Annotated in this window: 20 protein-coding genes; 2 read left to right on the top strand and 18 right to left on the bottom strand. The window is 66.4% G+C overall.

Annotated elements, in window-relative coordinates:
* Nucleotides 1–126: 126 nt before the first annotated feature.
* The 8 genes from der to ndk all read right to left on the bottom strand — a co-directional run bounded on the left by der (nt 127) and on the right by ndk (nt 9,137).
* The gene (gene der / locus ACT2FV_RS25690) at nt 127–1,464 is read right to left on the bottom strand and encodes a ribosome biogenesis GTPase Der (protein ID WP_014896912.1); all 1,338 of its coding nucleotides are present in this window, start codon (nt 1,462–1,464) and stop codon (nt 127–129) included.
* 246 nt (nt 1,465–1,710) lie between these two features.
* Complete coding sequence (bamB, locus tag ACT2FV_RS25695) at nt 1,711–2,856, bottom strand: outer membrane protein assembly factor BamB (RefSeq protein ID WP_151049893.1); 1,146 nt, start codon at nt 2,854–2,856, stop codon at nt 1,711–1,713.
* A 40-nt stretch (nt 2,857–2,896) separates the two neighbouring features.
* Nucleotides 2,897–3,526: a tetratricopeptide repeat protein gene (locus ACT2FV_RS25700; protein ID WP_124622651.1), complete on the bottom strand. Its 630-nt coding sequence runs from the start codon at nt 3,524–3,526 to the stop codon at nt 2,897–2,899.
* Between the two features lie 55 nt (nt 3,527–3,581).
* A complete protein-coding gene (gene hisS / locus ACT2FV_RS25705; RefSeq protein ID WP_044848982.1) occupies nt 3,582–4,922 on the bottom strand; it encodes a histidine--tRNA ligase in 1,341 nt (446 codons plus the stop codon).
* 21 nt (nt 4,923–4,943) lie between these two features.
* Complete coding sequence (ispG, locus tag ACT2FV_RS25710; protein ID WP_059604437.1) at nt 4,944–6,248, bottom strand: flavodoxin-dependent (E)-4-hydroxy-3-methylbut-2-enyl-diphosphate synthase; 1,305 nt, start codon at nt 6,246–6,248, stop codon at nt 4,944–4,946.
* 106 nt (nt 6,249–6,354) lie between these two features.
* On the bottom strand, nt 6,355–7,380 hold the full coding sequence (locus ACT2FV_RS25715) for a helix-turn-helix domain-containing protein (protein WP_444505073.1): 1,026 nt from the start codon (nt 7,378–7,380) through the stop codon (nt 6,355–6,357).
* Between the two features lie 136 nt (nt 7,381–7,516).
* Nucleotides 7,517–8,656, bottom strand: coding sequence for a 23S rRNA (adenine(2503)-C(2))-methyltransferase RlmN (gene rlmN / locus ACT2FV_RS25720; RefSeq protein ID WP_014896906.1), 1,140 nt, complete (start codon nt 8,654–8,656; stop codon nt 7,517–7,519).
* Nucleotides 8,657–8,711: 55 nt separating this feature from the next.
* Entirely contained in the window at nt 8,712–9,137 is a 426-nt protein-coding gene (ndk, locus tag ACT2FV_RS25725) for a nucleoside-diphosphate kinase (protein ID WP_006478674.1), read from the bottom strand.
* 250 nt (nt 9,138–9,387) lie between these two features.
* Here ndk and ACT2FV_RS25730 point away from each other — a divergent pair, with 250 nt between their 5' ends.
* A complete protein-coding gene (locus ACT2FV_RS25730; RefSeq protein WP_006761414.1) occupies nt 9,388–10,086 on the top strand; it encodes a Bax inhibitor-1/YccA family protein in 699 nt (232 codons plus the stop codon).
* Between the two features lie 66 nt (nt 10,087–10,152).
* Here the strand turns inward: ACT2FV_RS25730 and rlmD are convergent, their stop codons facing one another.
* Nucleotides 10,153–11,550, bottom strand: coding sequence for a 23S rRNA (uracil(1939)-C(5))-methyltransferase RlmD (rlmD, locus tag ACT2FV_RS25735; RefSeq protein ID WP_151049897.1), 1,398 nt, complete (start codon nt 11,548–11,550; stop codon nt 10,153–10,155).
* A 198-nt stretch (nt 11,551–11,748) separates the two neighbouring features.
* Between rlmD and ACT2FV_RS25740 the strand changes: the two genes are divergently transcribed.
* Nucleotides 11,749–12,603 carry an endonuclease/exonuclease/phosphatase family protein gene (locus ACT2FV_RS25740; protein ID WP_151049899.1) on the top strand — a complete coding sequence of 285 codons (855 nt, stop codon included), beginning with the start codon at nt 11,749–11,751 and terminating at the stop codon, nt 12,601–12,603.
* Nucleotides 12,604–12,630: 27 nt separating this feature from the next.
* Here ACT2FV_RS25740 and ACT2FV_RS25745 read toward each other — a convergent pair whose 3' ends face one another.
* From ACT2FV_RS25745 to dnaX, 9 genes are all read right to left on the bottom strand, one after another.
* Nucleotides 12,631–13,407, bottom strand: a complete 777-nt coding sequence (locus ACT2FV_RS25745; RefSeq protein ID WP_151049901.1) for a 3'-5' exonuclease — start codon at nt 13,405–13,407, stop codon at nt 12,631–12,633.
* 3 nt (nt 13,408–13,410) lie between these two features.
* Nucleotides 13,411–14,496: an RNA polymerase sigma factor RpoS gene (gene rpoS, locus ACT2FV_RS25750; protein ID WP_059604367.1), complete on the bottom strand. Its 1,086-nt coding sequence runs from the start codon at nt 14,494–14,496 to the stop codon at nt 13,411–13,413.
* Nucleotides 14,497–14,507: 11 nt separating this feature from the next.
* Entirely contained in the window at nt 14,508–15,389 is an 882-nt protein-coding gene (locus ACT2FV_RS25755; RefSeq protein WP_174920151.1) for a peptidoglycan DD-metalloendopeptidase family protein, read from the bottom strand.
* Nucleotides 15,390–15,394: 5 nt separating this feature from the next.
* A complete protein-coding gene (locus tag ACT2FV_RS25760; RefSeq protein ID WP_444505074.1) occupies nt 15,395–16,324 on the bottom strand; it encodes a protein-L-isoaspartate(D-aspartate) O-methyltransferase in 930 nt (309 codons plus the stop codon).
* Nucleotides 16,321–17,082, bottom strand: a complete 762-nt coding sequence (gene surE, locus ACT2FV_RS25765; RefSeq protein ID WP_059604358.1) for a 5'/3'-nucleotidase SurE — start codon at nt 17,080–17,082, stop codon at nt 16,321–16,323. Before surE ends, ACT2FV_RS25760 begins: the two co-directional genes overlap by 4 nt.
* 223 nt (nt 17,083–17,305) lie before the next feature.
* Nucleotides 17,306–18,511 (bottom strand): CaiB/BaiF CoA transferase family protein, encoded by a 1,206-nt coding sequence (locus ACT2FV_RS25770; protein WP_124622639.1) that lies wholly within the window; start codon nt 18,509–18,511, stop codon nt 17,306–17,308.
* Between the two features lie 48 nt (nt 18,512–18,559).
* Complete coding sequence (recR, locus tag ACT2FV_RS25775) at nt 18,560–19,156, bottom strand: recombination mediator RecR (RefSeq protein ID WP_014896897.1); 597 nt, start codon at nt 19,154–19,156, stop codon at nt 18,560–18,562.
* Nucleotides 19,157–19,205: 49 nt separating this feature from the next.
* The gene (locus ACT2FV_RS25780; RefSeq protein ID WP_006755698.1) at nt 19,206–19,532 is read right to left on the bottom strand and encodes a YbaB/EbfC family nucleoid-associated protein; all 327 of its coding nucleotides are present in this window, start codon (nt 19,530–19,532) and stop codon (nt 19,206–19,208) included.
* A 94-nt stretch (nt 19,533–19,626) separates the two neighbouring features.
* The gene (gene dnaX / locus ACT2FV_RS25785; protein WP_444505075.1) at nt 19,627–21,963 is read right to left on the bottom strand and encodes a DNA polymerase III subunit gamma/tau; all 2,337 of its coding nucleotides are present in this window, start codon (nt 21,961–21,963) and stop codon (nt 19,627–19,629) included.
* Nucleotides 21,964–22,046: the final 83 nt, after the last annotated feature.

The raw sequence follows: 22,046 nt of genomic DNA on the forward strand, positions 1-22,046 counted from the left end.
TTTTTGCAGGTTGATCTGGATTGGCGACGAAGAAAAAGAGATCCGGCGCCAATCGCTACACTATAGCCGATTTTGCATGCCCCGCCCGGGCGTAGGCCATGCGGCCTACCCCTTGCAGGACCTGCTTCAGCCCTTGTCCGCGTACGGGTTGTTCGACGAACGGAACTCTATGCGCAATGGAGTCCCGGTCAGTGAGAAAGTTTCGCGGAATCGGTTTTCGAGGTAACGCTTGTAGGTTTCCGTGACCGCATCGAGCGCGTTGCCGTGGATAACGATCAGCGGCGGATTCTGGCCGCCCTGGTGCGCGTAGCGCAGCTTCGGACGCACCGGACCGCGACGACGCGGCTGCTGGAACTCGACCGCCTCGATCAGCGCGCGCGTGAGCTTCGGCGTCGGCAGTTTCGCCATCGCCGCCGCGTACGCGTCGTCGACCGAGCGCATCAGCGCGCCGATGCCCGTCTTCTTCGCGGCCGAAATGTAGTGCGATTTCGCGAAGTCGAGGAATTTCAGCTTGCGGGTCAAATCCGCTTTCGCACGATCGCGTGCATGGTCGTCGAGGCCGTCCCACTTGTTGACGCCGATCACGAGCGCGCGGCCCTGTTCGACGACGAAGCCGGCGATGTGCGCGTCCTGGTCGGAAATGTCCTGCTGCGCATCCAGCAGAAGAATGACGACGTTCGCGTCGGAGATCGACTGCAGCGTCTTCACGACCGAGAATTTCTCGATCGCCTCGAACACCTTGCCGCGACGTCGCAAGCCCGCGGTGTCGATCAGCGTATATTTCTTGCCGTTGCGCTCGAAGTCGACGTAGATCGAATCGCGCGTCGTGCCCGGCATGTCGAACGCGATCACGCGGTCCTCGCCGATCAGCGCGTTCACGAGCGTCGACTTGCCGACGTTCGGCCGGCCGACGATCGCGATCTTGATGCCGCGCGACGGATCGTCCTCGTCCGCTTCCTCGGGCTGGCCCGCGTATGCGACTTCCAGCGCTTCGTTGATCATGTCGGTCACGCCGTCGCCGTGCGCGGCCGAGATCGCGCGCGGATCGCCGAGCCCGAGCTCGTAGAAGTCCGTCGCAACCGCCGTGTACTTCATCCCCTCGGCCTTGTTGACGACCAGGAAGATCGGCCGGCCGGTCTTGCGCAGGTAGTCGGCGATCGACTTGTCCTGCGGCGCGAGGCCGTTACGGCCGTCGACGATGAACACGACGACGTCGGCTTCCTCGACGGCCTGCCGCGTCTGGCGTGCCATCTCGTGCAGGATGCCGTCCTTCGCGACGGGCTCGAAGCCGCCGGTATCGACGACCAGATACGGCCGCTCGCCGACGCGCCCTTCGCCGTAATGGCGATCGCGCGTCAGGCCGGGCAAGTCGGCAACCAGCGCATCGCGCGAGCGCGTGAGCCGGTTGAACAGCGTGGATTTCCCCACATTGGGGCGCCCAACGAGGGCAATGACCGGTTTCATCTGTGTTTTCTACGGTGATGCGCAGCAGCGGGAGGCCCGCTGCTGCGGGCGGCTGCGCTGAATGAAAATATCACGAATTCGCGCCGCGCCGGATGCGCGCGCCGGGCGCGCGTTGCGCGCCGTCGTCTTTCGTTTCGAACTGCCTTTCAAATACCGAGCGGCCGGGGACACCGGCCGCCTTCATGTCGCGCAATCGCTCGCGCGGGACGAGCCCGCCGCGCCGCGATTGCGCTCGTTGCGTGCGCGTCAGCGCGGACGGAACCCGTACAGGCCGCCGTCCTTCGTCTGCACGACGAGCGTATTGCCGGCCAGGACCGGCGCCGCGGTAATCGCGCTGCCGTCGGTTTTCATCCGGGCGATGAAGCTGCCGTCCTCGCGCGACAGGAAGTGCACGAAGCCCTTGTAGTCGCCCATCACGACCGCATGGCCGAGCAAGTATGGCACGCCGACGTCGCGGCTCTTCAGCTTGTCGTTACGCCAGAGCTGATTGCCGCTCGCCGCGTCGTACGCCGTCACCACCGACCAGTCGTCACCGCCGGCGACGACAGAATCGTCCTGCGCCAGACCGCTGCGGCTCGAGAACGCCTTTTCCCACAGCGGACGGCCCGAGTTCGCGTCGAAGCAGCCGAGCTGGCCCTGGAACGTGACCGCGCACGTTTCGGCACCCACGAGCGTCGGCGGACCGCTGACGTCGTTGATACGCTCCACTTCGGTCACGCCTTTCGGGAACGACACGGGCGTCTGCCAGAACGGCTCACCCGTCTGCAGGTTGATCGCGACAAGACCACCGCCGGGGAAGCCCGCCAGCACGGCCGCATCACCCGCAAACGTCATGCCGGACGACACGCGCAGGTTCAGCGGCACCGCGCGGTTGCGGTAGTTCCACTTCTGTTCGCCCGTCTGCGCGTTGAACGCGATCACCTGGCCGTCGATCGTGCGCACGATCACGAGACCGTTGCCGACCAGCGGCGGCGAGAAGATCTCGCCCTGCACGCTCGTCTTCCACAGTTGCTTGCCGTCGGGGCCCAGCACGAACACGCCGCCCTTCAACGCGCCGACTGCGGTCAGGTTGCCGTCGCTGCCGACCCCGGCCGACAGATCCGAGCCGACCTTCGCGCGCCACAGCGTCTGGCCCGTCTTCGCGTCGATCTTCTCGACCGAACCGTTCTCGCCCGCCGCGTAGACGGCGTCGCCAACGGCCACCGGCGAGAACAGGTAGCGCCCGCCCTTGCCGACGCTCGCCTTCCAGACCTGTTGCACGTCCATGACGGGCTTGAACTCGGTGAGCGGCGTCGGCACGCGGCGCGCGTCCTTCGACGACGAGCAGGCCGCCAATGCCAGGACAGCCGCCGCGCAGGCTACGGGCACAGCGTAACGTTTCAGCAAATTCATCGGTTAGCGAAGCAGAGTTAAGAGGTTGAGAGGGCCGGGATCAGCCGCCGAGCGCGTCGAGCTTGAACTGCACGAGCTGACGCGCGGACTGGTCGTCCTGCGACAGACCGTCGAGCGCAAGCTTGTATGCGGCGCGCGCATCGGCGGTCTTGCCTTGGGCCGCAAGCAGATCGCCGCGGCGATCGGCCACGAGACCCTTGAATGCATCGACCGGCGTGCCGGAAAGCAGCGCGAGGCCCGCATCGTACGCCTTCTCGTCGAGCAGCAGCGATGCGAGACGCAGCTTCGCGATCTGCTTGTACTCGTCGTCCTTGGCGTGATCGACGGCCCATTGCAGCTGCGCCTTCGCGCCGGCGGCATCGCCGGCTGCGTACAGCGTCTTCGCTGCCAACAGTGCGCTCATCTGCGCATACGGCGTGCTGCCGAACTTGTCTTCCATGTCGGCCGCCGCGCGGGCCATCGTCGCCTTGTCATTCCCGGCGGCAGCCTTCTGCACCTGCTCGTACAACCCGGAAGCCTCGGCGGCCTGACGGCGCTGCCAGTAATTCCAGCCGTTGAAACCGGCCGCGACGACCAGCGCCGCGAGCACGATCCACGTGGTGAGGTTGCCCCAGCGGGCCCACCACGCCTTGAGACTTTCAATCGATTCTTGTTCGTCGTGATAACTCATCGGCGAGCGATTCCTTCCTTTTCAGGCTTTTCTTGTCGAGCGAATGCCAGCGCGATCAGTCGTCGCCGTCTTCGGCGGATGCAACCATCGCATTGATTAGGAATTCGGTCAAGCTTTCGACCGGTACGGTCTGCTGAACGTTCTTTTCCCCATCCTCGCCCGCACCGCGCAACGCTTTCACGCCGACCGTGCCGTTCGCGACCTCTTCTTCGCCGAAGATCACCGCGAACGCCGCACCGCTCGCATCGGCCCGCTTCATCTGCGACTTGAAGCTTGCCGGGCCGCCGTCAGCGCTGCAGTGGAAAATCACGTCGAGGCCCGTATCGCGCAGACGCTCGGCCGCGATGAACGCCTGTTCGCGCGCCGTCTCGCCCTGGTGCACCACGTACACGTCGACACCTTCCTGCTCGGGCGCGAGATCCTCTTCCTTCAGCAGCTCGAGAATGCGCTCGATGCCCATCGCCCAGCCGCATGCGGCGGTCGGCTTGCCGCCGAGCTGCTCGATCAGCGGATCGTAGCGGCCGCCGGCCGCGACCGTGCCCTGCGCGCCGAGCTTGTCGGTCACCCACTCGAACACGGTCAGGTTGTAGTAGTCGAGGCCGCGCACGAGACGCGGGTTGATCTTGAACGGGATGTTGTTCGCGAGCAGCAGGCGCTGCAGCCCTTCGAAATGGGCACGCGACTCGTCACCGAGGAAGTCGATCAGCTTCGGCGCGTTCTGCGCGATTTCCTGCAGCGCGGGGTTCTTCGTGTCGAGCACGCGCAGCGGGTTCGTATACAGGCGACGCTTTGCGTCCTCGTCCAGGACATCGGCGAACTGCTCGAGATATTTGATCAGTTCGACGCGGTGTGCGGCACGCTCTTCGGCGAGGCCGAGCGAGTTGATCTCGAGCTTGATACCGGTCAGGCCGAGGTCGTCCCACAGGCGCTGACACATCATGATGATTTCGGCATCCGCGTCCGGGCCAGCGAAGCCGAGTGCCTCGACGCCGACCTGGTGGAACTGACGATAGCGGCCGCGCTGCGGACGCTCGTGACGAAACATCGGGCCGATGTACCACAGGCGCTTCGGGCCGTCGTACAGCATGTTGTGCTCGATCGACGCGCGCACGACGGCCGCGGTGTTCTCCGGGCGCATCGTCAGGTTCTCGCCGTTCAGCGCGTCGGTGAAGCTGTACATCTCCTTCTCGACGATGTCCGTGACTTCGCCGATGCCGCGCGTGAAGAGCTGCGTATGTTCGACGATCGGCGTGCGGATGTTCTGGTAGCCGTACGCGCGCAGCAGCGATTTCACGGTAGCTTCGAAGAACTCCCAGAGGCCGGCATCCTGCGGGAGGATGTCGTTCATGCCCTTGACGCCGGTGAGCTTCTCGATCTTGCGTTTCTGTTCAGTCATCGTTCGTGTGTGTGGACGAATTTAGTTCAGGGCCTCGGTGCGGCCGTAATTGCGTGCGACGTAGTCGCTGACGATCTGCTGGAATTCCTCGGCGATTCGCTCACCGCGCAGCGTCCTGACCTTCTCGCCATCGATGAAGACGGGCGCGGCCGGGTTTTCGCCCGAACCCGGCAGGCTGATGCCGATGTTCGCGTGCTTCGACTCGCCCGGGCCGTTGACGATGCAGCCCATCACCGCGACGTTCATCTTCTCGACGCCCGGATATTCCTTGCGCCAGACCGGCATCTGCTCACGCAGATAGGTCTGGATCTGCATCGCGAGTTCCTGGAACAGCGTGCTCGTCGTGCGGCCGCAGCCCGGGCACGCGATCACCATCGGCGCGAACGAGCGCAGGCCCATCGTTTGCAGGATTTCCTGGCCGACGATCACTTCGCCCGTGCGCGACGCACCCGGCTCCGGCGTCAGCGAAATGCGGATCGTGTCGCCGATCCCTTCCTGCAGCAACACGCCGAGCGCGGCCGTCGAAGCGACGATGCCCTTCGAGCCCATGCCCGCCTCGGTCAGACCGAGGTGCAGCGCGAACCCGCAGCGGCGGCCGAGCTCGCGGTACACGGCGATCAGGTCCTGCACGCCGCTGACCTTGCACGACAGCACGATGCGGTCACGGCCGAGACCCAGTTCGACCGCGCGCTCGGCCGAGCCGATCGCCGACTGGATCAGCGCTTCGTACATCACGCTCTGCGCATCCCACGGCTGCGCACGCGCACCGTTCTCGTCCATCATGCGCGCGAGCAGGTCCTGGTCGAGACTGCCCCAGTTCACGCCGATCCGCACCGGCTTGTCGTACTTCGCCGCGGCTTCGATCATCTGTGCGAACTGCGTGTCGCGCTTCGCGCCCTGGCCGACGTTACCCGGGTTGATCCGGTACTTCGACAACGACTCCGCGCAGCCCGGATAGTCGCGCAGCAGCAGGTGGCCGTTGTAGTGGAAATCTCCGACGAGCGGGACGGTCACACCCATCCGGTCGAGCTGCTCGCGGATCGCCGGCACGGCGGCCGCGGCCTCCGGCGTATTGACCGTGATGCGCACCAGTTCCGAGCCCGCATTCGCGAGTTCCTTGATCTGGATCGCCGTGCCGATCGCGTCGGCCGTGTCGGTATTCGTCATCGACTGCACGCGCACCGGCGCATCGCCGCCGATCGTCACGAGCTGCCCGCCCCAACGAACATCCACCGCATGCGACACGCGACGCGGCTGATGCCCGCCGAACACCGGCTCGGTTGAACAAATCTGACTGCTGCGTGGGGATTGAGCTTCGGATTGCATCGATAGATCCATTTACGCGGAATGCGCCGCGAGGCGGCGCATGAATTGAAAAAGCGCCGTGCCCTCGCGGCCTGTCCAGGACAGGCCTGCGTCACGGCGCTTGACGTCAGGGCAGCGTGAACCGCGCCACGTTACCCCGCGCTGCCGAATATTTCGCCGGATCGACGGGTTTTCCGTCGAACGCGACCGTATCAAGACCTGCCTTGTTGCCGATCGTGACCTTGAACGGCCCGTCGCCGGCGACCTGCTTCGTCTCGCCGGCCCGCACAAGCGCCGAGAACAGCTCCTTGCCGTTCTTGTCGCGCACGCTGAACCAGCAATCCTGCTTGACCTTCAGTTCGACCATCGACTGGCCTGCCGCCACCACGACGCTCGCGGGCTGCGCCGACACGGCCGCGCTGCTCGCCACTGCCGACGCGACGATCGGTTGCGACGCAGGCACGACGGCCGTCGGGGCCGGAGCCGAAGCAGCCGGAGCAGCCGACGCAACAGCCTGCGGTGCCGCGGCGGATGCTGCAACCTGCGCCGGGACGTCGTTGCCGACTGCCGTCGACGCACCGCCGGCGACCGCCTCTTCGGCGGAAGACGCCGCCGACGCGCTCGCCGCCGACGCATGTTCGGCGTCGCCGCCACTCTTGAAGCGCGCGAGCCAGCTCGACGTATCGCCGCCAGTGTGCCACATGAGTACCGCGATCACCGCGACGACAACGATCGCCGTCCCCCACAGCCACGGATGATGGCGCGACGAGCCGCCGAGCGGAATCGATACGCGGCCGCGCGGCAGATCCGTCCCCGACGACGCGGGCATCGACAGATCGACTTCGGGCACGCCGCGCTCGCGGCGCAATGCCTGTGCAAACGGCTCGGGATCGACACCGAGCATTTTCGCGTAGCTGCGCACGACGCCGAGCGCGAACGTCACGCCGGGCAAATGGCTGATGTCGCCTGCCTCAAGCGCACGCAGTTTCTGCGGGGCGACCTTGAGCCGCGCCGACACGTCGTCGACCGTCCAGCCTTTCGCTTCCCGGAGCTCCGCCAGCCGGCTGCCGACGGCCGCCAGCGTTTCAAGCCCTGCCTGCGCCGGCTTCGCGGCATTCATCTCTGCGCCGTTTGTCGGCTGCGGCTCACTCATCCTTGTCCTCGCGTCGATTCTTCTTCACTGGCGGGCGCCGCCGGCTCCCGCAACCGTCCATATCATGCGCGGCGTCGAGGCGCCGCGTCCGATCGCTATTCGCGTGTTGTACCGCCAAAAGGTTCGGGCATCCCCGTCAAACCGCCCGAACTTCGATGATTTTTGCTGCTGCGCCCGTTCGCTCCGCCAGGCGCGTGCGGTCCTTCACGGCGCCGGCCAGCTGGCCGCACGCGGCGTCAATGTCGTCGCCGCGCGTCTTGCGCACGGTCGTGACGACACCCGCGTCGATGAGGACCTGTGCGAAACGTTTGATCTGCTCCGGCTTCGAGCGGATGAGGCCCGACTCCGGAAACGGATTGAACGGGATCAGATTGAACTTGCAGGGCACGTCGCGCGTGACGGCCAGCAGTTCGCGCGCATGCGCTTCGGTGTCGTTGACGCCGTCGAGCATGCAGTATTCGAAAGTAATGAAGTCGCGCGGCGCAACTTTCAGATAACGCTGGCACGCGGCCATCAGCTCGCGAAGCGGATGCTTCTTGTTGAGCGGCACCAGTTCGTCGCGCAGCGCGTCGTTCGGTGCGTGGAGCGAAACGGCGAGCGCGACAGGCAGTTCGGCGCCGAGGCGGTCCATCATCGGCACCACGCCGGACGTCGACAATGTGACGCGGCGGCGCGACAGGCCGTAGGCGTTGTCGTCGAGCATGAGCCGCATCGCGGGCACGACCGCGCTGTAATTCAGCAGCGGCTCGCCCATGCCCATCATCACCACGTTGGTGACGACCCGTTCGGCCTTGCCGTTCGGACCGGGCGCGCGACCGAGCGACGCACGCAGTGCAAATTCGGCCATCCGGAGCTGGCCGATGATTTCGGCTGTCGACAGGTTGCGGGAGAAGCCCTGCTTGCCCGTCGAGCAGAAGCGGCAGTTGACCGCACACCCGGCTTGCGACGACACGCACAACGTGCCGCGCGTCTCTTCCGGGATGAAAACGGTTTCGACCGCATTGCCGTTTCCGACGTCGATCAGCCACTTGCGCGTGCCGTCGGTGGAAACGTGATCGCTGACGATATCGGGCATCACGATCGACGCGCGGCCCTTGAGCTTTTCTCTCAGGGACTTCGCGAGGTCGGTCATGCCGTCGAAATCGCCAGCGTTGTACTGATGGATCCAGCGCTGCAACTGCTTGGCGCGGAACGGCTTCTCGCCGAGGCTGCCGCAGTACGCGACAAGACCCTCGGCATCGAAGTCGAGAAGATTGACGGAAGTTTCGCTCGTCATGATGTGCTGCCTTGCCGCGTGCGCTGAATCCTGCCTACTTGCTGCCAGCCAGGGCTTAGCGCGAGTAAACGTTCATTTCCGGGAAGAAGAACGCGATTTCGACCGCAGCCGTTTCCGCTGCGTCCGAGCCGTGCACGGCGTTCGCGTCGATGCTGTCGGCGAAGTCGGCGCGGATCGTGCCCTTTTCCGCCTTCTTCGGATCCGTCGCGCCCATCAGGTCGCGGTTCTTCAGGATCGCGCCTTCACCTTCCAGAACCTGGATCATCACCGGGCCCGAGATCATGAAATCGACGAGGTCCTTGAAGAACGGACGTGCTGCGTGAACTGCGTAGAACTTCTCTGCGTCAGCACGCGACAGGTGTGCCATGCGCGATGCGACGATCTTCAGGCCGGCGCCTTCGAAACGGCTGTAGATCTGGCCGATCACGTTCTTTGCCACCGCATCCGGCTTGATGATCGACAGGGTGCGCTCGATTGCCATAAAAACTCCAAGAAATTAAGAAGTTACAGGTTCAAATGAATCCGCTATTGTAGCACGATCCCGTGTATCATTGCGATTGAACCCTTACACGAGTGAAAGGTTCAGAATCCATATGTTTTTGCGCCGCCCTTCCATTGAAACCAAGCGGTGCGGAACGTATCTTAGCCATAGCTGCTCCGGTTTGCTGCGCCGCACACCGCGTGCGCCGAACCGGCCCGGGACGCCCACGCGTTCAATGTTAGGAGAAACCATGAACGACTATCCGTACAATTTCGGCCGCGGCGGCTCCGTCAGCACCGCGGAGGTTCGCAATCGCGTGCTGCGGAACACGTACTGGCTGCTCGCGCTGTCGATGGTGCCGACGGTGCTGGGGGCATGGGTCGGCGTCGCGACGGGCTTCTCGCTGTTCGCGGCCACCAGCCCGATGATGAGCCTGCTGGCGTTCTTCGCGATCGCGTTCGGCTTCATGTTCGCGATCGAGCGGACGAAAAACAGCGCGGCCGGCGTGTTCGTGCTGCTCGGCTTCACGTTCTTCATGGGCCTGATGCTGTCGCGCCTGCTCAGCTTCATCCTCGGCTTCTCGAACGGCCCGTCGCTGATCATGCTCGCGTTCGGGGGCACCGGCATCATCTTCGCCGCGATGGCGACGATCGCCACGGTCAGCAAGCGCGACTTCTCGGGGCTCGGCAAGTGGCTGTTCATGGGCGTGATCGTGATCCTGCTTGCCTCGGTCGCGAACATCTTCCTGCAACTGCCGGCGCTGATGCTCACCGTGTCGGTGCTCGCGATCGCGATCTTCTCGGCCTACATGCTGTTCGACGTCCAGCGCGTCGTGAACGGCGGCGAGACGAACTACATCTCGGCGACGCTTGCGATCTACCTCGATCTGTACAACGTGTTCACGAACCTGCTCGCGCTGCTCGGCATCTTCGGCGGCAATCGCAACTGACGGTCGCTAGACACCGAAAAAAACCGGCCTCGTGGGCCGGTTTTTTTACGTCCACCGCCCGTCCGCTCAGTCGCGCTCGAACAGCGCGATCGATTCGACGTGCGACGTATTCGGGAACATGTTAACGACCCCGGCACCCTTCAGCCGATAGCCGGCCTCGTGCACGAGCAGGCCCGCATCGCGCGCGAGCGTCGACGGGTTGCACGACACGTAGACGATGCGCTTCGGCAGCGGGCCGTCGCCGCTTTGCGCGATTTCGGCCAGCGCCTTCGACACCGCGAGCGCGCCTTCGCGCGGCGGGTCGATCAGGAACTTGTCGAACGCGCCGAGCGCACGAAGGTCGTCGCCCGTCACCTCGAACAGGTTCCGGCACGCGAACGTCGTGTGGCCGTCGACACCGTTCTCGCGCGCATTCGCCAGCGCGCGCGTCGTCAGCGTCTCGCTGCCTTCGATGCCCATCACCTCGCGGGACAGCCGCGCGAGCGGCAGCGTGAAGTTGCCGATCCCGCAGAACAGGTCGAGCACGCGATCGTCGCGCGACGGCGCGAGCAGGCGCAGCGCGCGGCCCACCAGCACGCGGTTGATCTGATGGTTGACCTGCGTGAAGTCGGTCGGCTTGAACGGCATGCGGATGCCGAACTCCGGCAGCGTGTAGTCGAGCGGCACGTCCAGCGGATAGAACGGCGCGACCGTGTCCGGGCCCTTCGGCTGAAGCCAGAATTGCACCTTGTGCTCGTCCGCGAACGCGCGCAGCAGCGCTTCGTCATCCGCATTGATCGGCTCCAGCACGCGCAGCACCAGCGCCGTGACTTGCGAACCGACCGCGAGCTCGATCTGCGGCATCCGGTCACGGATCGACAGCCCCTCCACCAGCCGACGCAGCGGCACGAGCATCGCCGACACGTGCGGCGGCAGCACTTCGCAGCTCGTCATGTCGGCGACATAGCTGCTCTTCTTTTCATGGAATCCGACGAGCACGCCGCCCTTCTTCGCGACGTTGCGCACGGTCAGGCGCGCACGGTAGCGGTAACCCCACGACGGGCCGTGGATCGGCGCGAACATCGTCTCGGCGCGCAGCTTCGACAGGTGCCACAGGTTGTCCTCGAGCACGCGCTGCTTGATCGCCACCTGCGCACGCATGTCGAGGTGCTGCATCGAGCAGCCGCCGCAGGTGCCGAAGAATTTGCACTTCGGCTGCGTGCGCAGCACGCTTGGGCGCAGAATATCGACGACGGTCGCCTGCTCGTAGCTCGGCTTGCGACGATAGCTCGAATAGGTCACGCGCTCTCCGGGCAGCGCGCCCTCGACGAAGATGACCTTGCCCGGCGAGCCGTCCTCGGTCGTCGTGCGGCCGACACCGCGCGCTTCCATGTCGAGCGATTCGATCTCGAGAACCGGGGCAGGCCCGGGCGCGACGGGCGCATTTTTCGATTTGCGCGCAGAAGTGGGGACGGCTTCGGACACCAGCTTTTCCTGACAAAACGTTGAAGAAGGCGAGATTGTAGACGACGAAAGCCCGCATCGCCCGCTTTCGTGGCGCAAGCGTCGATATGGATGCGCCTACCACACCGCGTCATACAGGCACGGTCTGCCGCCGGCCCGCATGCGCGGCGTCTCGCCAGGCCACGGACGGCATAAGTTCTGCTCGCAGGAGACTCGACCATGCGACTGATCGACTGGAACGTTCAATGGGGTCGGGACGCGGACGGCGTCGTCGACCTTCCCCGCACCATCGCCGCCGCCCGCCGGCTTGGCGACTTCGACGTGTTGTGCCTGCAGGAAGTGACGCGCGGCTTCGGCGCACTGCCCGGCCGGCCGGGCCCCGACCAGTTCGCCGAACTGGCGGCGTTGCTGCCCGGTTATACGATCGTCGACGCGTTCGGCGCCGACCTGCCGGCGCTGGAACCCGGCGCGCCGCGTCGCCAGTTCGGCAATGCGATCGCGACCCGGCTGCCCGTCCGGCGCGTGCTGCGCCACCTGCTGCCGTGGCCGGCCGACGCGGGCGCGCCATCGATGCCGCGTGTCGCGCTCGACGTCGAGCTGGTGACGCCACCGGGCCCGCTGCGGGTCGTCACGACGCACCTCGAATACTATTCGGCGCGCCAGCGACTCGCGCAGGTCGATGCGTTGCACGATCGGCACCGAGAGGCCTGCGCCCACGCGGACCGGCCCGCGCCGGCGGAAAATGCGACGGGGCCGTTCAGCGCGACCGACCAGCCGCGCGACGCGATCGTCTGCGGCGATTTCAACAGCGCGTTCGGCAGCGATGCGTACCGGCGCATGCTGGCGCCGATCGCCGACGCGCCGCCGTTCGTCGATGCGTGGATTGCCCGCCACCCGGGCTGCACGCCACCGCCGACTGCCGGCGTCTACGACACGGCGCAATGGTCGGAAGGGCCGCTCGCATGCGATTTCGTGTTCGTGACCGATACGCTGCTGCCACGCGTCACGCTCTGCGAGATCGACGGCGACGTGCGCGCGTCGGATCACCAGCCGATCGTGCTCGAACTCGATTGATCGCTGCCGCGGCGCGAGCCTCCCGCGTTACACGTCGAAACCGGCCAGGTATTCGGCCCAATGTGACGCGGGCTCCTGTGCCAGCGCGTTCTTCACGAGCAGGATCTCGTCAGCATACTCGCTCGGCGTCAGGCCGCCGCGCATCAGCTGGAACCGGCAATACAGCAGGTAAGTATTGACGACGTCGGTTTCGCAATAGTTGCGGATTTCCTCGATCCGTCCGTCCTGGAACGCAGGCCACACCTGGCTGCCGTCCATCCCGAGCTTGCCCGGAAAGCCGCACAGCTTCGCGAGCGCGTCGAGCGGCGCATTCGCGCGCGCCTGATACATCGCGAGCACGTCCATCAGATCGGTGTGTCGCGAGTGATAGCGCGAGATGTAGTTGTTCCACTTGAATTCGCGGTCGTCCTCGCCCAGATCCCAGTAACGCGTCGCGGGGATCCCATGCACGAGCGCACGGTAATGGAGCACCGGCAGATCGAAGCCGCCGCCGTTCCACGACACGAGCTGCGGCGTGTATTTCTCGATCACGCGATAGAACGACTGGACGAGCGTCGCCTCGTTGTCCTGGGGCGTGCCCAGCGAGCGCACGCGAAAACCATTGTTGTCGCGGAACACGCAGGAAATCGCCGCGATGCGCTGCAGGTGATGCGGCAGGAAATCGCTGCCGGTCTTTTCGCGGCGCGCGGCGAACGCATGTTCGGCCACCGCGGCATCGTCGAGCGTCGCGGGCAGGTCTTCCAGACGGCGAATGCCGTCGACATCGGGAATGGTCTCGATGTCAAAAACGAGAATCGGAGTCATCAGTTACAGAACGGCGTCCTTGCGCACGCCGTTGGAGGCAAAGAACCGCTTGAGGCGCACCAGCGCTTCCTGCTGGATCTGCCGCACCCGCTCGCGCGTGAGCCCCATCTCGTCGGCCAGCTCCTCGAGCGTGGCCGGTTCGATGTGGTTCAGGCCGAAGCGGCGCTCGATCACGTGCCGATGCTTGTCGGACAACCGCGACAGCCACGCGCGCGTGAGCGTCTCGAGTTCGCGGTGCTGCACCTCGGCGTCGGGCGACTGGCTCTGGTCGTCGGGCAGCAGGTCGAGCAGGCTGCTCGCGGGATCGAGATCGAGCGGCGCGTCGAGCGACGCGGTGTGCTCGTTGAGCGCGAGGATGTCGGTGACTTCCTCGGCGGTCTTGCCGGTGAGATAGGCGATGTCGTCGATGCTGGCTTCGCGGCGCTCGGCCGCCTCGCCCGTCGACATCGAGTTCTTTTCGAGGTGGCGCTTCGCGCGCAGCACCTGGTTCAGTTCGCGGATCACGTGCACGGGCAGGCGCACGGTGCGCGCCTGGTTCATGATCGCCCGTTCGATGCTCTGGCGGATCCACCACGTCGCGTAGGTCGAGAAACGAAAGCCGCGCGTCGGGTCGAATTTCTCGATCGCGTGCATCAGACCGAGGTTGCCTTCCTCGATCAGGTCGAGCAACGGCACGCCGCGGTTCAGGTAACCCTTCGCGATGCTGACGACGAGACGCAGGTTGCGCTCGATCATCACCTGCCGCGCCTCGAATTCGCCGGCCTTCGCGAGACGCGAATAGCGCTGCTCCTCCTCGACGGTCAGGAGTGGCTTCACGCTGATGCGATTCAGGTAATGCTGGATCGTGTCGGCCGTGAGTTCGGCCTGCAGCAATGCGCGGAAATCGTCGACGTCGGGCGCGGCTTCCGCACGGCCTTCGCGCTCGTCGTCGCCGTCCGCTTCGGCGTCGCGTGCCTCGAGATCACGTTCGTTTTCCGCGACGTCGTCTTCGTCGTCCGTCGAAGCGCCAGCTCGCTCCACCGATGCTTGCGTGGCACGACTGATCTTCTCAGATTCGGCTTGCGGCTCGTGGCGCTTCGATTTCGGCATGGTCGTCTCGGTTATTGAGGCGGCAAATACTTCAGCGGATCGACAGGTTTACCCTGCCGGCGAACCTCGAAATGCAGCATCACGCGGTCGGCATCGCTGTTACCCATCTCGGCGATCTTTTGCCCCTTCGTTACCGCGTCCCCCTCTTTTACCATCAAAGCGCGATTGTGTGCATACGCCGTGAGGTAAGTTGCATCGTGTTTGATGATAATGAGATTGCCGTAGCCACGCAGGCCGTTGCCCGAGTAGACGACGCGGCCGTCGGCCGCCGCCTTCACGGCCTCGCCGGACGTGCCGCCGATATTGACGCCCTTGTTCTTCGCGTCGTCGAAACCGTTCAGCACCGGGCCGCGCACGGGCCATGCGAACGTCACGGGGCCGCTCGGCGCCGCGGCCGTATCGCTCGATGCGGCGGCAGCCGGCGGCGTGACCGCGGACGACGAGCCTGCGGCCGGCGTCGCGGGACCGCTGCTGAGCGGTGCGGTCGCGACGGCGGCGCCTGCGATCGGCGCGGCAGCCGGCGAGCCTGCAACCGCGGCACCGCCCGGCGGCGTGACGCGCAGCAGTTGGTCGACTTCGATCTGGTTCGGGTTCGCCAGGTTGTTCCACGCGGCAATGTCGCGATAGTTCTGTCCGTTTTCGAGCGCGATCCGGTACAGCGTATCGCCCGGTTTCACACGGTAGAAGCCTGGCGGCGGCGGGCCGAGCGGCACCGCCGGCTGGGCGGCGGTAGTCGTGCCGAGCGTTCCGGAGCGGTCGACGACGGGCGCGTTGTCGAGCCGCGTCGCACAGGCGGCCAGTAGCGTGGAGAACGCAGCCACACAGATCGCGCGCTGGGCGAACGTGAGCGGTTCCCTGGTTCGGTTGTTTTGCATCGCGCGCAACATACTCATCGGTTTCAAATCACTCCGGATTTTAAAGGGACAAAGAAAACGCGATCAAGCCGTGACTCCCGCCATTGCGCGTGCGCGACGCGCTCGACAAGCGTGAGCACCTGAGGCCGCCCGCTCTGCGCGCCGACCGGCGCGACGAGCCGCCCGCCGATCGCGAGTTGCTCGAGCAGCGCCTGTGGCACGTCGAGCCCCGCCGCCGCGATCACGATCGCGTCGAACGGGCCCGCGGACGGCAGACCGACACGCCCGTCGCCGTAATGCAGACGGATGTTCGGCACGCGCAGCGGCCGCAGGTTCAGCTTTGCGCGCTCGTAGAGCGGCTTGATGCGTTCAATCGAATACACGTCGCGTGCCACGTGACTCAGCACCGCGGCCTGGTAGCCGCAACCGGTGCCGATCTCGAGGACGCGCTCGAGCGTGCGGCCGGCCATCGCGAGCTCGATCATGCGCGCGACGACCGACGGCTTTGAAATCGTTTGCTGATGACCGATCGGCAGCGCGGCATCCTCATAGGCCTGCGTCGCGAGCCCCGGATCCACGAACATGTGACGCGGCACCGCGGCCATCGCATCCAGCACGCGCGCGTCGGTCACGCCGTTCGCGCGCAGGCGTTCGACCATGCGCTCGCGCACACGTTCCGACGTCAGCGCGAACGCACCGGCCGGCGCGACGCTCGGCGCAGCCGGCTTGGGCATCGCCGGCTTCAGCGCGGTCGGTTTCGGCGCGGTCGCCGGCTTCGCGGCGGTCGTGCCGGGCACCGGGCGGGCGACGCCCGTCTTCACCGCCACCGGCTTCAGCACGGCGGCGGACTTGTCGACGGCCTTCGGCACCGCGCCCGCCGCATGGCGTTCGCCGGCCCGGCCTTCCGATTTGCGTGGCGCTCGCTTGAGATCTTCGAGCGCGAGCGGAAACCGCTTCGCGCGCTCGCCGCTCATGAAGCCCGCCCTCCTGCGCGCACCCATTCGCGCGTTGCGGGCAGCATTTGCGTATGCGTGAGATCGAGCTGCAGCGGGGTGATCGATACGAAACCGTTTGCGACGGCGTGGAAATCGGTGCCTTCGCTCGCGTCCAGCGCAGCACCCGCGGCACCGATCCAGTAGACCGGCTCGCCGCGCGGGTCGGTCTGGCGAATCACCGGCTGGGACGGGTGACGCTTGCCGAGGCGCGTGACCTGCCAGCCTTTCAGTTCCCCATACGGCAGATTCGGGATATTGACGTTCAGCAGCGGCTGACCGGGCAGCGGATGCGCGAGGTAGTGTTCGACGATTTCCGCGGCGACGCGCGCCGCGTCCGTCAGATGCGCCCAGCCCTTCTCGGCCAGCGAAAACGCGATGGCCGGCACGCCGAACATGATGCCTTCGGTGGCGGCCGCAACGGTCCCTGAATAGAGCGTGTCTTCGCCCATGTTCTGGCCGTTGTTGATCCCGGACACGACGAGGTCGGGCCTCGCGTCGGCCATCCCCGTCAACGCGACGTGCACCGAATCGGTCGGCGTGCCATTCACGTAGAAGAAACCCGTATTCGTCGCGCGCTGCACCGACAGCGGCCGCGACAGCGTGAGGGAATTCGATGCGCCGCTGCAGTTCTGCTCGGGCGCGATCACCGTGAGGTCGGCCAGCGGCTGCAGCGCGTCGCTGAGCGCGGCGAGACCGGGGGCGAGATAGCCGTCGTCGTTGCTGAGTAGGATTCGCATCCGGCGATTGTAACCGAGGAAAGATGGCGCGAGAGCGACAGTCAGGCGGCTGCGGACGGGCCTGCATGCACGACGCGTGCGCGGTGCGCCGCCGCATTGCACGGCGGCGTTCCGCGGGCGCGAGACAACGTTGTGCCGCCCGGCGTTTCCCGCCCCAAAGCGTGCTCCTCGGGAGAGGCCGCCCTCGCGCAAGCCCGACGCGAAGCGCCCGGCCTTGGGGCACTCAGATCGCGCCGGCCTCGCGCAGCGCGGCGATCGCCTGTGCGTCGTAGCCAAGGCCGCGCAGCACCTCGTCCGTATGCTCGCCGAGTTCGGGCCCGAGCCAGCGCGTTTCGCCCGGCGTGCCGGACAACTTCGGCGTGATGTTCGGCAGCGGAATGTCCGTGCCGTCGGCCAGTTTGAAGCGCTGGATCATCTGCCGCGCGACGAACTGCGGATCGGTGAACATGTCGGCGGCGCTGTAGATGCGCCCGGCGGGCACGTCCGCCGCGTTGAGCACGGCAAGCGCCTCGTCGATCGTGCGCGGCGCGAGCCACGCGGCGATCGCATCGTCGATCTCCTGCGTGCGCGGCACGCGGCCGTCGTTCCGTGCAAGCGCCGGATCGTCGGCGAGATCGTCGCGTTCGATCGCCTTCATCAGCCGCTTGAAGATCGGGTCGCTGTTGCCGCCGATCACGATGCTGCCGTCGCGGCACGCGTAGGTGTTCGACGGCACGATGCCCGGCAGCGACGCGCCGGTGCGCTCGCGCACCATCCCGTACACGCCGTACTCGGGCACCACGCTTTCCATCATGTTGAACACCGCTTCATACAGCGCGACGTCGACCACCTGCCCCGCGCCGCCGTTCACCTTGCGGTGGTGAAGTGCCATCAGCCCGCCGATCACGCCATGCAGCGCGGCGATCGAGTCGCCGATCGAGATGCCGATGCGCGGCGGCGGCAGGTCCGGATAGCCGGTGATGTGGCGCAACCCGCCCATCGATTCGGCGATCGCGCCGAAGCCCGGCCGGTCGCGGTACGGGCCCGTCTGCCCGTAGCCGGACAGGCGCACCATCACGAGACCGGGGTTGTCGGCCGACAGCACGTCGTAGCCGAGCCCGAGCTTCTCGAGCAGGCCCGGGCGGAAGTTTTCGATCACGATGTCGGCCTCGCGCGCGAGCTGCCGCGCGATCGTCTTGCCGGCATCGGATTTCAGGTTGAGGGTGACCGATTTCTTGTTGCGGGCCTGGACCGACCACCACAGCGACGTACCGCCCTGCTCCGGATGCAGCTTGCGCCACTTGCGCAGCGGGTCGCCGCCGTTCGGATCCTCGATCTTGATCACTTCCGCGCCGAATTCGCCGAAGAGGCGCGACGCGAACGGCCCCGCGATCAGCGTCCCGAATTCGAGCACTTTGACGCCCGCGAGGGGGCCCTGACTGGCGCTCATGTGTCTCCCTGACATGAGGAACGGCGCCGCCGGCCGGCGGCGCCCGGCTTACATCGTGCGGCGGTCGAGCATCGCGCGGGCGATCGTGCCCGCGTCGACGTATTCGAGCTCGCCGCCCACCGGCACGCCACGCGCGAGGCGCGTGACCGCGAGCCCGCGCGCCTTCAGCGTCTGGCCGAGGTAGTGCGCGGTGGCCTCGCCCTCGTTCGTGAAGTTGGTCGCAAGCACGACCTCCTTGACGATCCCGTCGGACGCGCGCCGCACGAGGCGGTCGAAATGGATTTCCTTCGGGCCGATTCCGTCGAGCGGGCTCAGCCGCCCCATCAGCACGAAATACAGCCCGCGATACGTCATCGTCTGCTCGAGCATGATCTGGTCGGCCGGTGTCTCGACGACGCACAGCAACGTCGGATCACGCTCCTCGTCGCTGCACACCTCGCAGATCTGCGCTTCCGTGAACGTATTGCACTTCTCGCAGTGCTGCAGGTGCTCGGTCGCGAACAGCAGCGACCGGCCGAGCCGCTCCGCGCCCTCCCGATCGTGCTGCATCAGGTGGTACGCCATGCGCTGCGCGGATTTCGGCCCGACGCCGGGCAATACGCGCAACGCTTCGACGAGGGCGGACAGGGCGGACGGCTGTTTCATACGGCGGCTGAAAGCAGAACGAACTGATCGGACTGAACGGACGCTGCGCTCAGAACGGCAGCTTGAAGCCCGGGGGCAGCGGCAGGCCGGACGTCATGCCGCTCATCTTTTCCTGCGACGTCGCCTCGGCCTTGCGCACGGCATCGTTGAACGCTGCCGCGACCAGATCCTCGAGCATGTCCTTGTCGTCCGCGAGGAGGCTCGGGTCGATCGCCACGCGGCGCACTTCGTTGCGGCAGGTCATCGTCACCTTGACGAGCCCGGCACCCGACTGCCCTTCGACTTCGATCTGCGCAAGCTGCTCCTGCATCTTCTTCATGTTTTCCTGCATTTGCTGCGCTTGCTTCATCAGTCCGGCGAGGTTGCCTTTCAACATGGGAATACTCCTTCTTGATCGTGTGAAAACCGGCACGCGGCGCGCGCCGGTCAATATGTGCGGGCGTGATTGTGCCTGTCGCGGTGCGATTCGTTCAATGCAGCGTCGGGGATGTGCCGTCCGGCGCCAAATCGGCGAGCGGCCGCACCGAGCCTTCGACGATACGCGCCCCGAAGTCACGCACGAGTTGCTGGACGAACGGATCGCCATGGATGTCCTGCTCGGCCTCGCGCTGGCGTGCCGCACGCGCCGCCGCATCCAGCGCCGCCGCGGTGCGCCGCGCGGGCCCGACCTCGACCTCGACCTCGACGGGCTTGCCGAGCGCGTCGGCCAGGGCGGCCTTCAGTTTCGCGACTTGGGCGGCGTCCGCGTACTGCGGCACCGGCACGGACAGTTTCAACGTCGTCGCGTCGACGGCCGTCAGCTCGCTGTTGAACGCGAGCTGATACGCGACGCCCTTCAGCGGCAACCGTGCGGCCAGCGCCGGCCATTCGCCGTCGAAGCCGACCGGGTCGAGCGCGATCGCAGGCGGCAGCGGGCGCGTGTCGACCGGTGCGGACGGACGGGCCTCCGCTGCCTTCGGCGCAATGCGCACGTCATCGGGGCCGCTGTCGAACACAGGTACGAAGCCGTCGTCCGCCGCACCGCCGAACATCTCGTCGGCGCTGAGCGGCACGTATTCGTCCGGCGGAATGTCTTCCCACGGCGGCGGAGCCTGGCGCGTGTCGGCTGGCTGCGGCGCTCGTGCCGCCGCGCGCGGCGTCGGCACCTGCACGGCAGGTCGCGATGCCGCCGGTTTCTCCGGGGCCGGCTGGGCCGCCGCCGGTTTCGACGCGCCGCCCGCCCGCGAACGGTCGGACGACACGCGCATGCCGGCATTGCGTAGCACGTCGAGTGCGGCAGCCGCACCGCCGCGGGCCGCCGGGCGCGCGGCGGGCTCGGCCGGCACGGCACGCGGCGCCTGTTCGGCAGCCGGCGCTGGTTCGTCGTTGCGCGTGGCGGCAGCAGGCAATTCGGGTTCGTTGCGGACAGCGGGCAGCGCATCGCTCGCCGGTGCTGCCTGCGGTGCCGGGTTTGCTTCCGGCTGCGGCGCTGCGGCAGCAGCCGCTGCCGGCGTCGAAACAGGCTTCACGGCAGGCGAAGTCACCGCTTCGTCAGACCGGGCCGGCGACGGACGCGCAGCGGGCGCGACCGGAGCGGCCGCTTGCGGGCGTGCTACGCCCGCGACGGTTGCCTGTTCCGAAGACGGCTTGGGCGCCGCCGACGCGGCGGCTGCCACACGCGGCGCAGCCGCGGGCACGGCACGCGGCACGGCCGGCTGACCGCCTGGCGCACTGCCGGCGCCGACGGCCGGCTCGAACGCGAGCATCCGCAGCAACGTCATCGTGAAGCCGGCGTATTCGTCCGGCGCAAGGCCGAGCTCCGCGCGTCCGACCGTCGCGATCTGATAGAACAGTTGAACCTGCTCGGGGCTCAGCGTCTCCGCGAAGCGGCGCAGGTCGGCCGCTTCCGGCCATTCGTCGAGAACCGAGCCCGGCGCGAACTGCGCCCACGCGATCCGGTGCAACAGGCTCGCAAGGTCCTGCAGCGCGGTGGAAAAAGACAGGCTGCGCAGCGACATCTCGTCGGCGATCGCGAGAATCTCCGGGCCGTTGCCGGCCGCGAGCGCATCGAGCAGGCGCACCATGTAGGTCTGATCGAGCGCGCCGAGCATGCCCGACACAGCCGATTCGGTCACTTCGTTCGCCGAATAGGCGATCGCCTGGTCGGTCAGCGACAGCGCATCGCGCATGCTGCCCTGCGCGGCGCGCGCGAGCAGGCGCAGCGCCTGCTGCTCGAACGAGATCCGCTCTTCGCCGAGGATCCGTTCGAGATGCGACACGATGTGCCCGGCCGGCATCTGCTTCAGGTTGAACTGCAGGCAGCGCGACAGCACCGTGACGGGAATCTTCTGCGGATCGGTCGTCGCGAGGATGAACTTGACGTGCGGCGGCGGCTCCTCGAGCGTCTTCAGCATCGCGTTGAACGCGTGATTCGTCAGCATGTGCACTTCGTCGATCATGTAGACCTTGAAGCGCGCATCGACGGGCGCGTACACCGCGCGCTCGAGCAGCGCGGCCATTTCGTCGACGCCGCGGTTGCTCGCCGCGTCCATTTCGACGTAATCGACGAAGCGACCTTCGTCGATCTCGCGGCACGCGCGGCACACACCGCACGGCTGCGACGTGACGCCGGTTTCGCAGTTGAGTGCCTTCGCGAAGATCCGCGACAGCGTCGTCTTGCCGACGCCGCGGGTTCCGGTAAACAGATAGGCGTGATGGAGACGCCCGCCGTCGAGCGCGTGCGTGAGCGCCCTGACGACGTGCTCCTGGCCGACGAGCGAAGCGAAATCCTTCGGACGCCACTTGCGTGCGAGAACTTGATAGGTCATCGGGAAATTGTATCAGTAACGCTGCGTCGCGCCGACACGTGAAACGGTGCGGAAGACGGGCAATGCGCAGGTAGAACGGAGAA

Source organism: Burkholderia sp. PR2, from assembly GCF_052372875.1.
Taxonomy (GTDB): domain Bacteria; phylum Pseudomonadota; class Gammaproteobacteria; order Burkholderiales; family Burkholderiaceae; genus Burkholderia; species Burkholderia diffusa.

Excerpts from the sequence above, each read along its gene's own strand:
- der (WP_014896912.1), bottom strand. The coding sequence starts at position 1,464 with ATGAAACCGGTCATTGCCCTCGTTGGGCGCCCCAATGTGGGGAAATCC.
- ACT2FV_RS25700 (WP_124622651.1), bottom strand. The coding sequence starts at position 3,526 with ATGAGTTATCACGACGAACAAGAATCGATTGAAAGTCTCAAGGCGTGG.
- ACT2FV_RS25745 (WP_151049901.1), bottom strand. The coding sequence starts at position 13,407 with ATGACTCCGATTCTCGTTTTTGACATCGAGACCATTCCCGATGTCGAC.
- ACT2FV_RS25770 (WP_124622639.1), bottom strand. The coding sequence starts at position 18,511 with ATGAGCGCCAGTCAGGGCCCCCTCGCGGGCGTCAAAGTGCTCGAATTC.
- ACT2FV_RS25730 (WP_006761414.1), top strand. The coding sequence starts at position 9,388 with ATGAACGACTATCCGTACAATTTCGGCCGCGGCGGCTCCGTCAGCACC.
- ACT2FV_RS25715 (WP_444505073.1), bottom strand. The coding sequence starts at position 7,380 with ATGAGTGAGCCGCAGCCGACAAACGGCGCAGAGATGAATGCCGCGAAG.
- hisS (WP_044848982.1), bottom strand. The coding sequence starts at position 4,922 with ATGACTGAACAGAAACGCAAGATCGAGAAGCTCACCGGCGTCAAGGGC.
- ACT2FV_RS25780 (WP_006755698.1), bottom strand. The coding sequence starts at position 19,532 with ATGTTGAAAGGCAACCTCGCCGGACTGATGAAGCAAGCGCAGCAAATG.
- ndk (WP_006478674.1), bottom strand. The coding sequence starts at position 9,137 with ATGGCAATCGAGCGCACCCTGTCGATCATCAAGCCGGATGCGGTGGCA.
- surE (WP_059604358.1), bottom strand. The coding sequence starts at position 17,082 with ATGCGAATCCTACTCAGCAACGACGACGGCTATCTCGCCCCCGGTCTC.
- dnaX (WP_444505075.1), bottom strand. The coding sequence starts at position 21,963 with ATGACCTATCAAGTTCTCGCACGCAAGTGGCGTCCGAAGGATTTCGCT.
- ACT2FV_RS25760 (WP_444505074.1), bottom strand. The coding sequence starts at position 16,324 with ATGAGCGGCGAGCGCGCGAAGCGGTTTCCGCTCGCGCTCGAAGATCTC.
- ispG (WP_059604437.1), bottom strand. The coding sequence starts at position 6,248 with ATGCAATCCGAAGCTCAATCCCCACGCAGCAGTCAGATTTGTTCAACC.
- bamB (WP_151049893.1), bottom strand. The coding sequence starts at position 2,856 with ATGAATTTGCTGAAACGTTACGCTGTGCCCGTAGCCTGCGCGGCGGCT.
- ACT2FV_RS25755 (WP_174920151.1), bottom strand. The coding sequence starts at position 15,389 with ATGAGTATGTTGCGCGCGATGCAAAACAACCGAACCAGGGAACCGCTC.
- ACT2FV_RS25740 (WP_151049899.1), top strand. The coding sequence starts at position 11,749 with ATGCGACTGATCGACTGGAACGTTCAATGGGGTCGGGACGCGGACGGC.
- rlmN (WP_014896906.1), bottom strand. The coding sequence starts at position 8,656 with ATGACGAGCGAAACTTCCGTCAATCTTCTCGACTTCGATGCCGAGGGT.
- rpoS (WP_059604367.1), bottom strand. The coding sequence starts at position 14,496 with ATGCCGAAATCGAAGCGCCACGAGCCGCAAGCCGAATCTGAGAAGATC.
- recR (WP_014896897.1), bottom strand. The coding sequence starts at position 19,156 with ATGAAACAGCCGTCCGCCCTGTCCGCCCTCGTCGAAGCGTTGCGCGTA.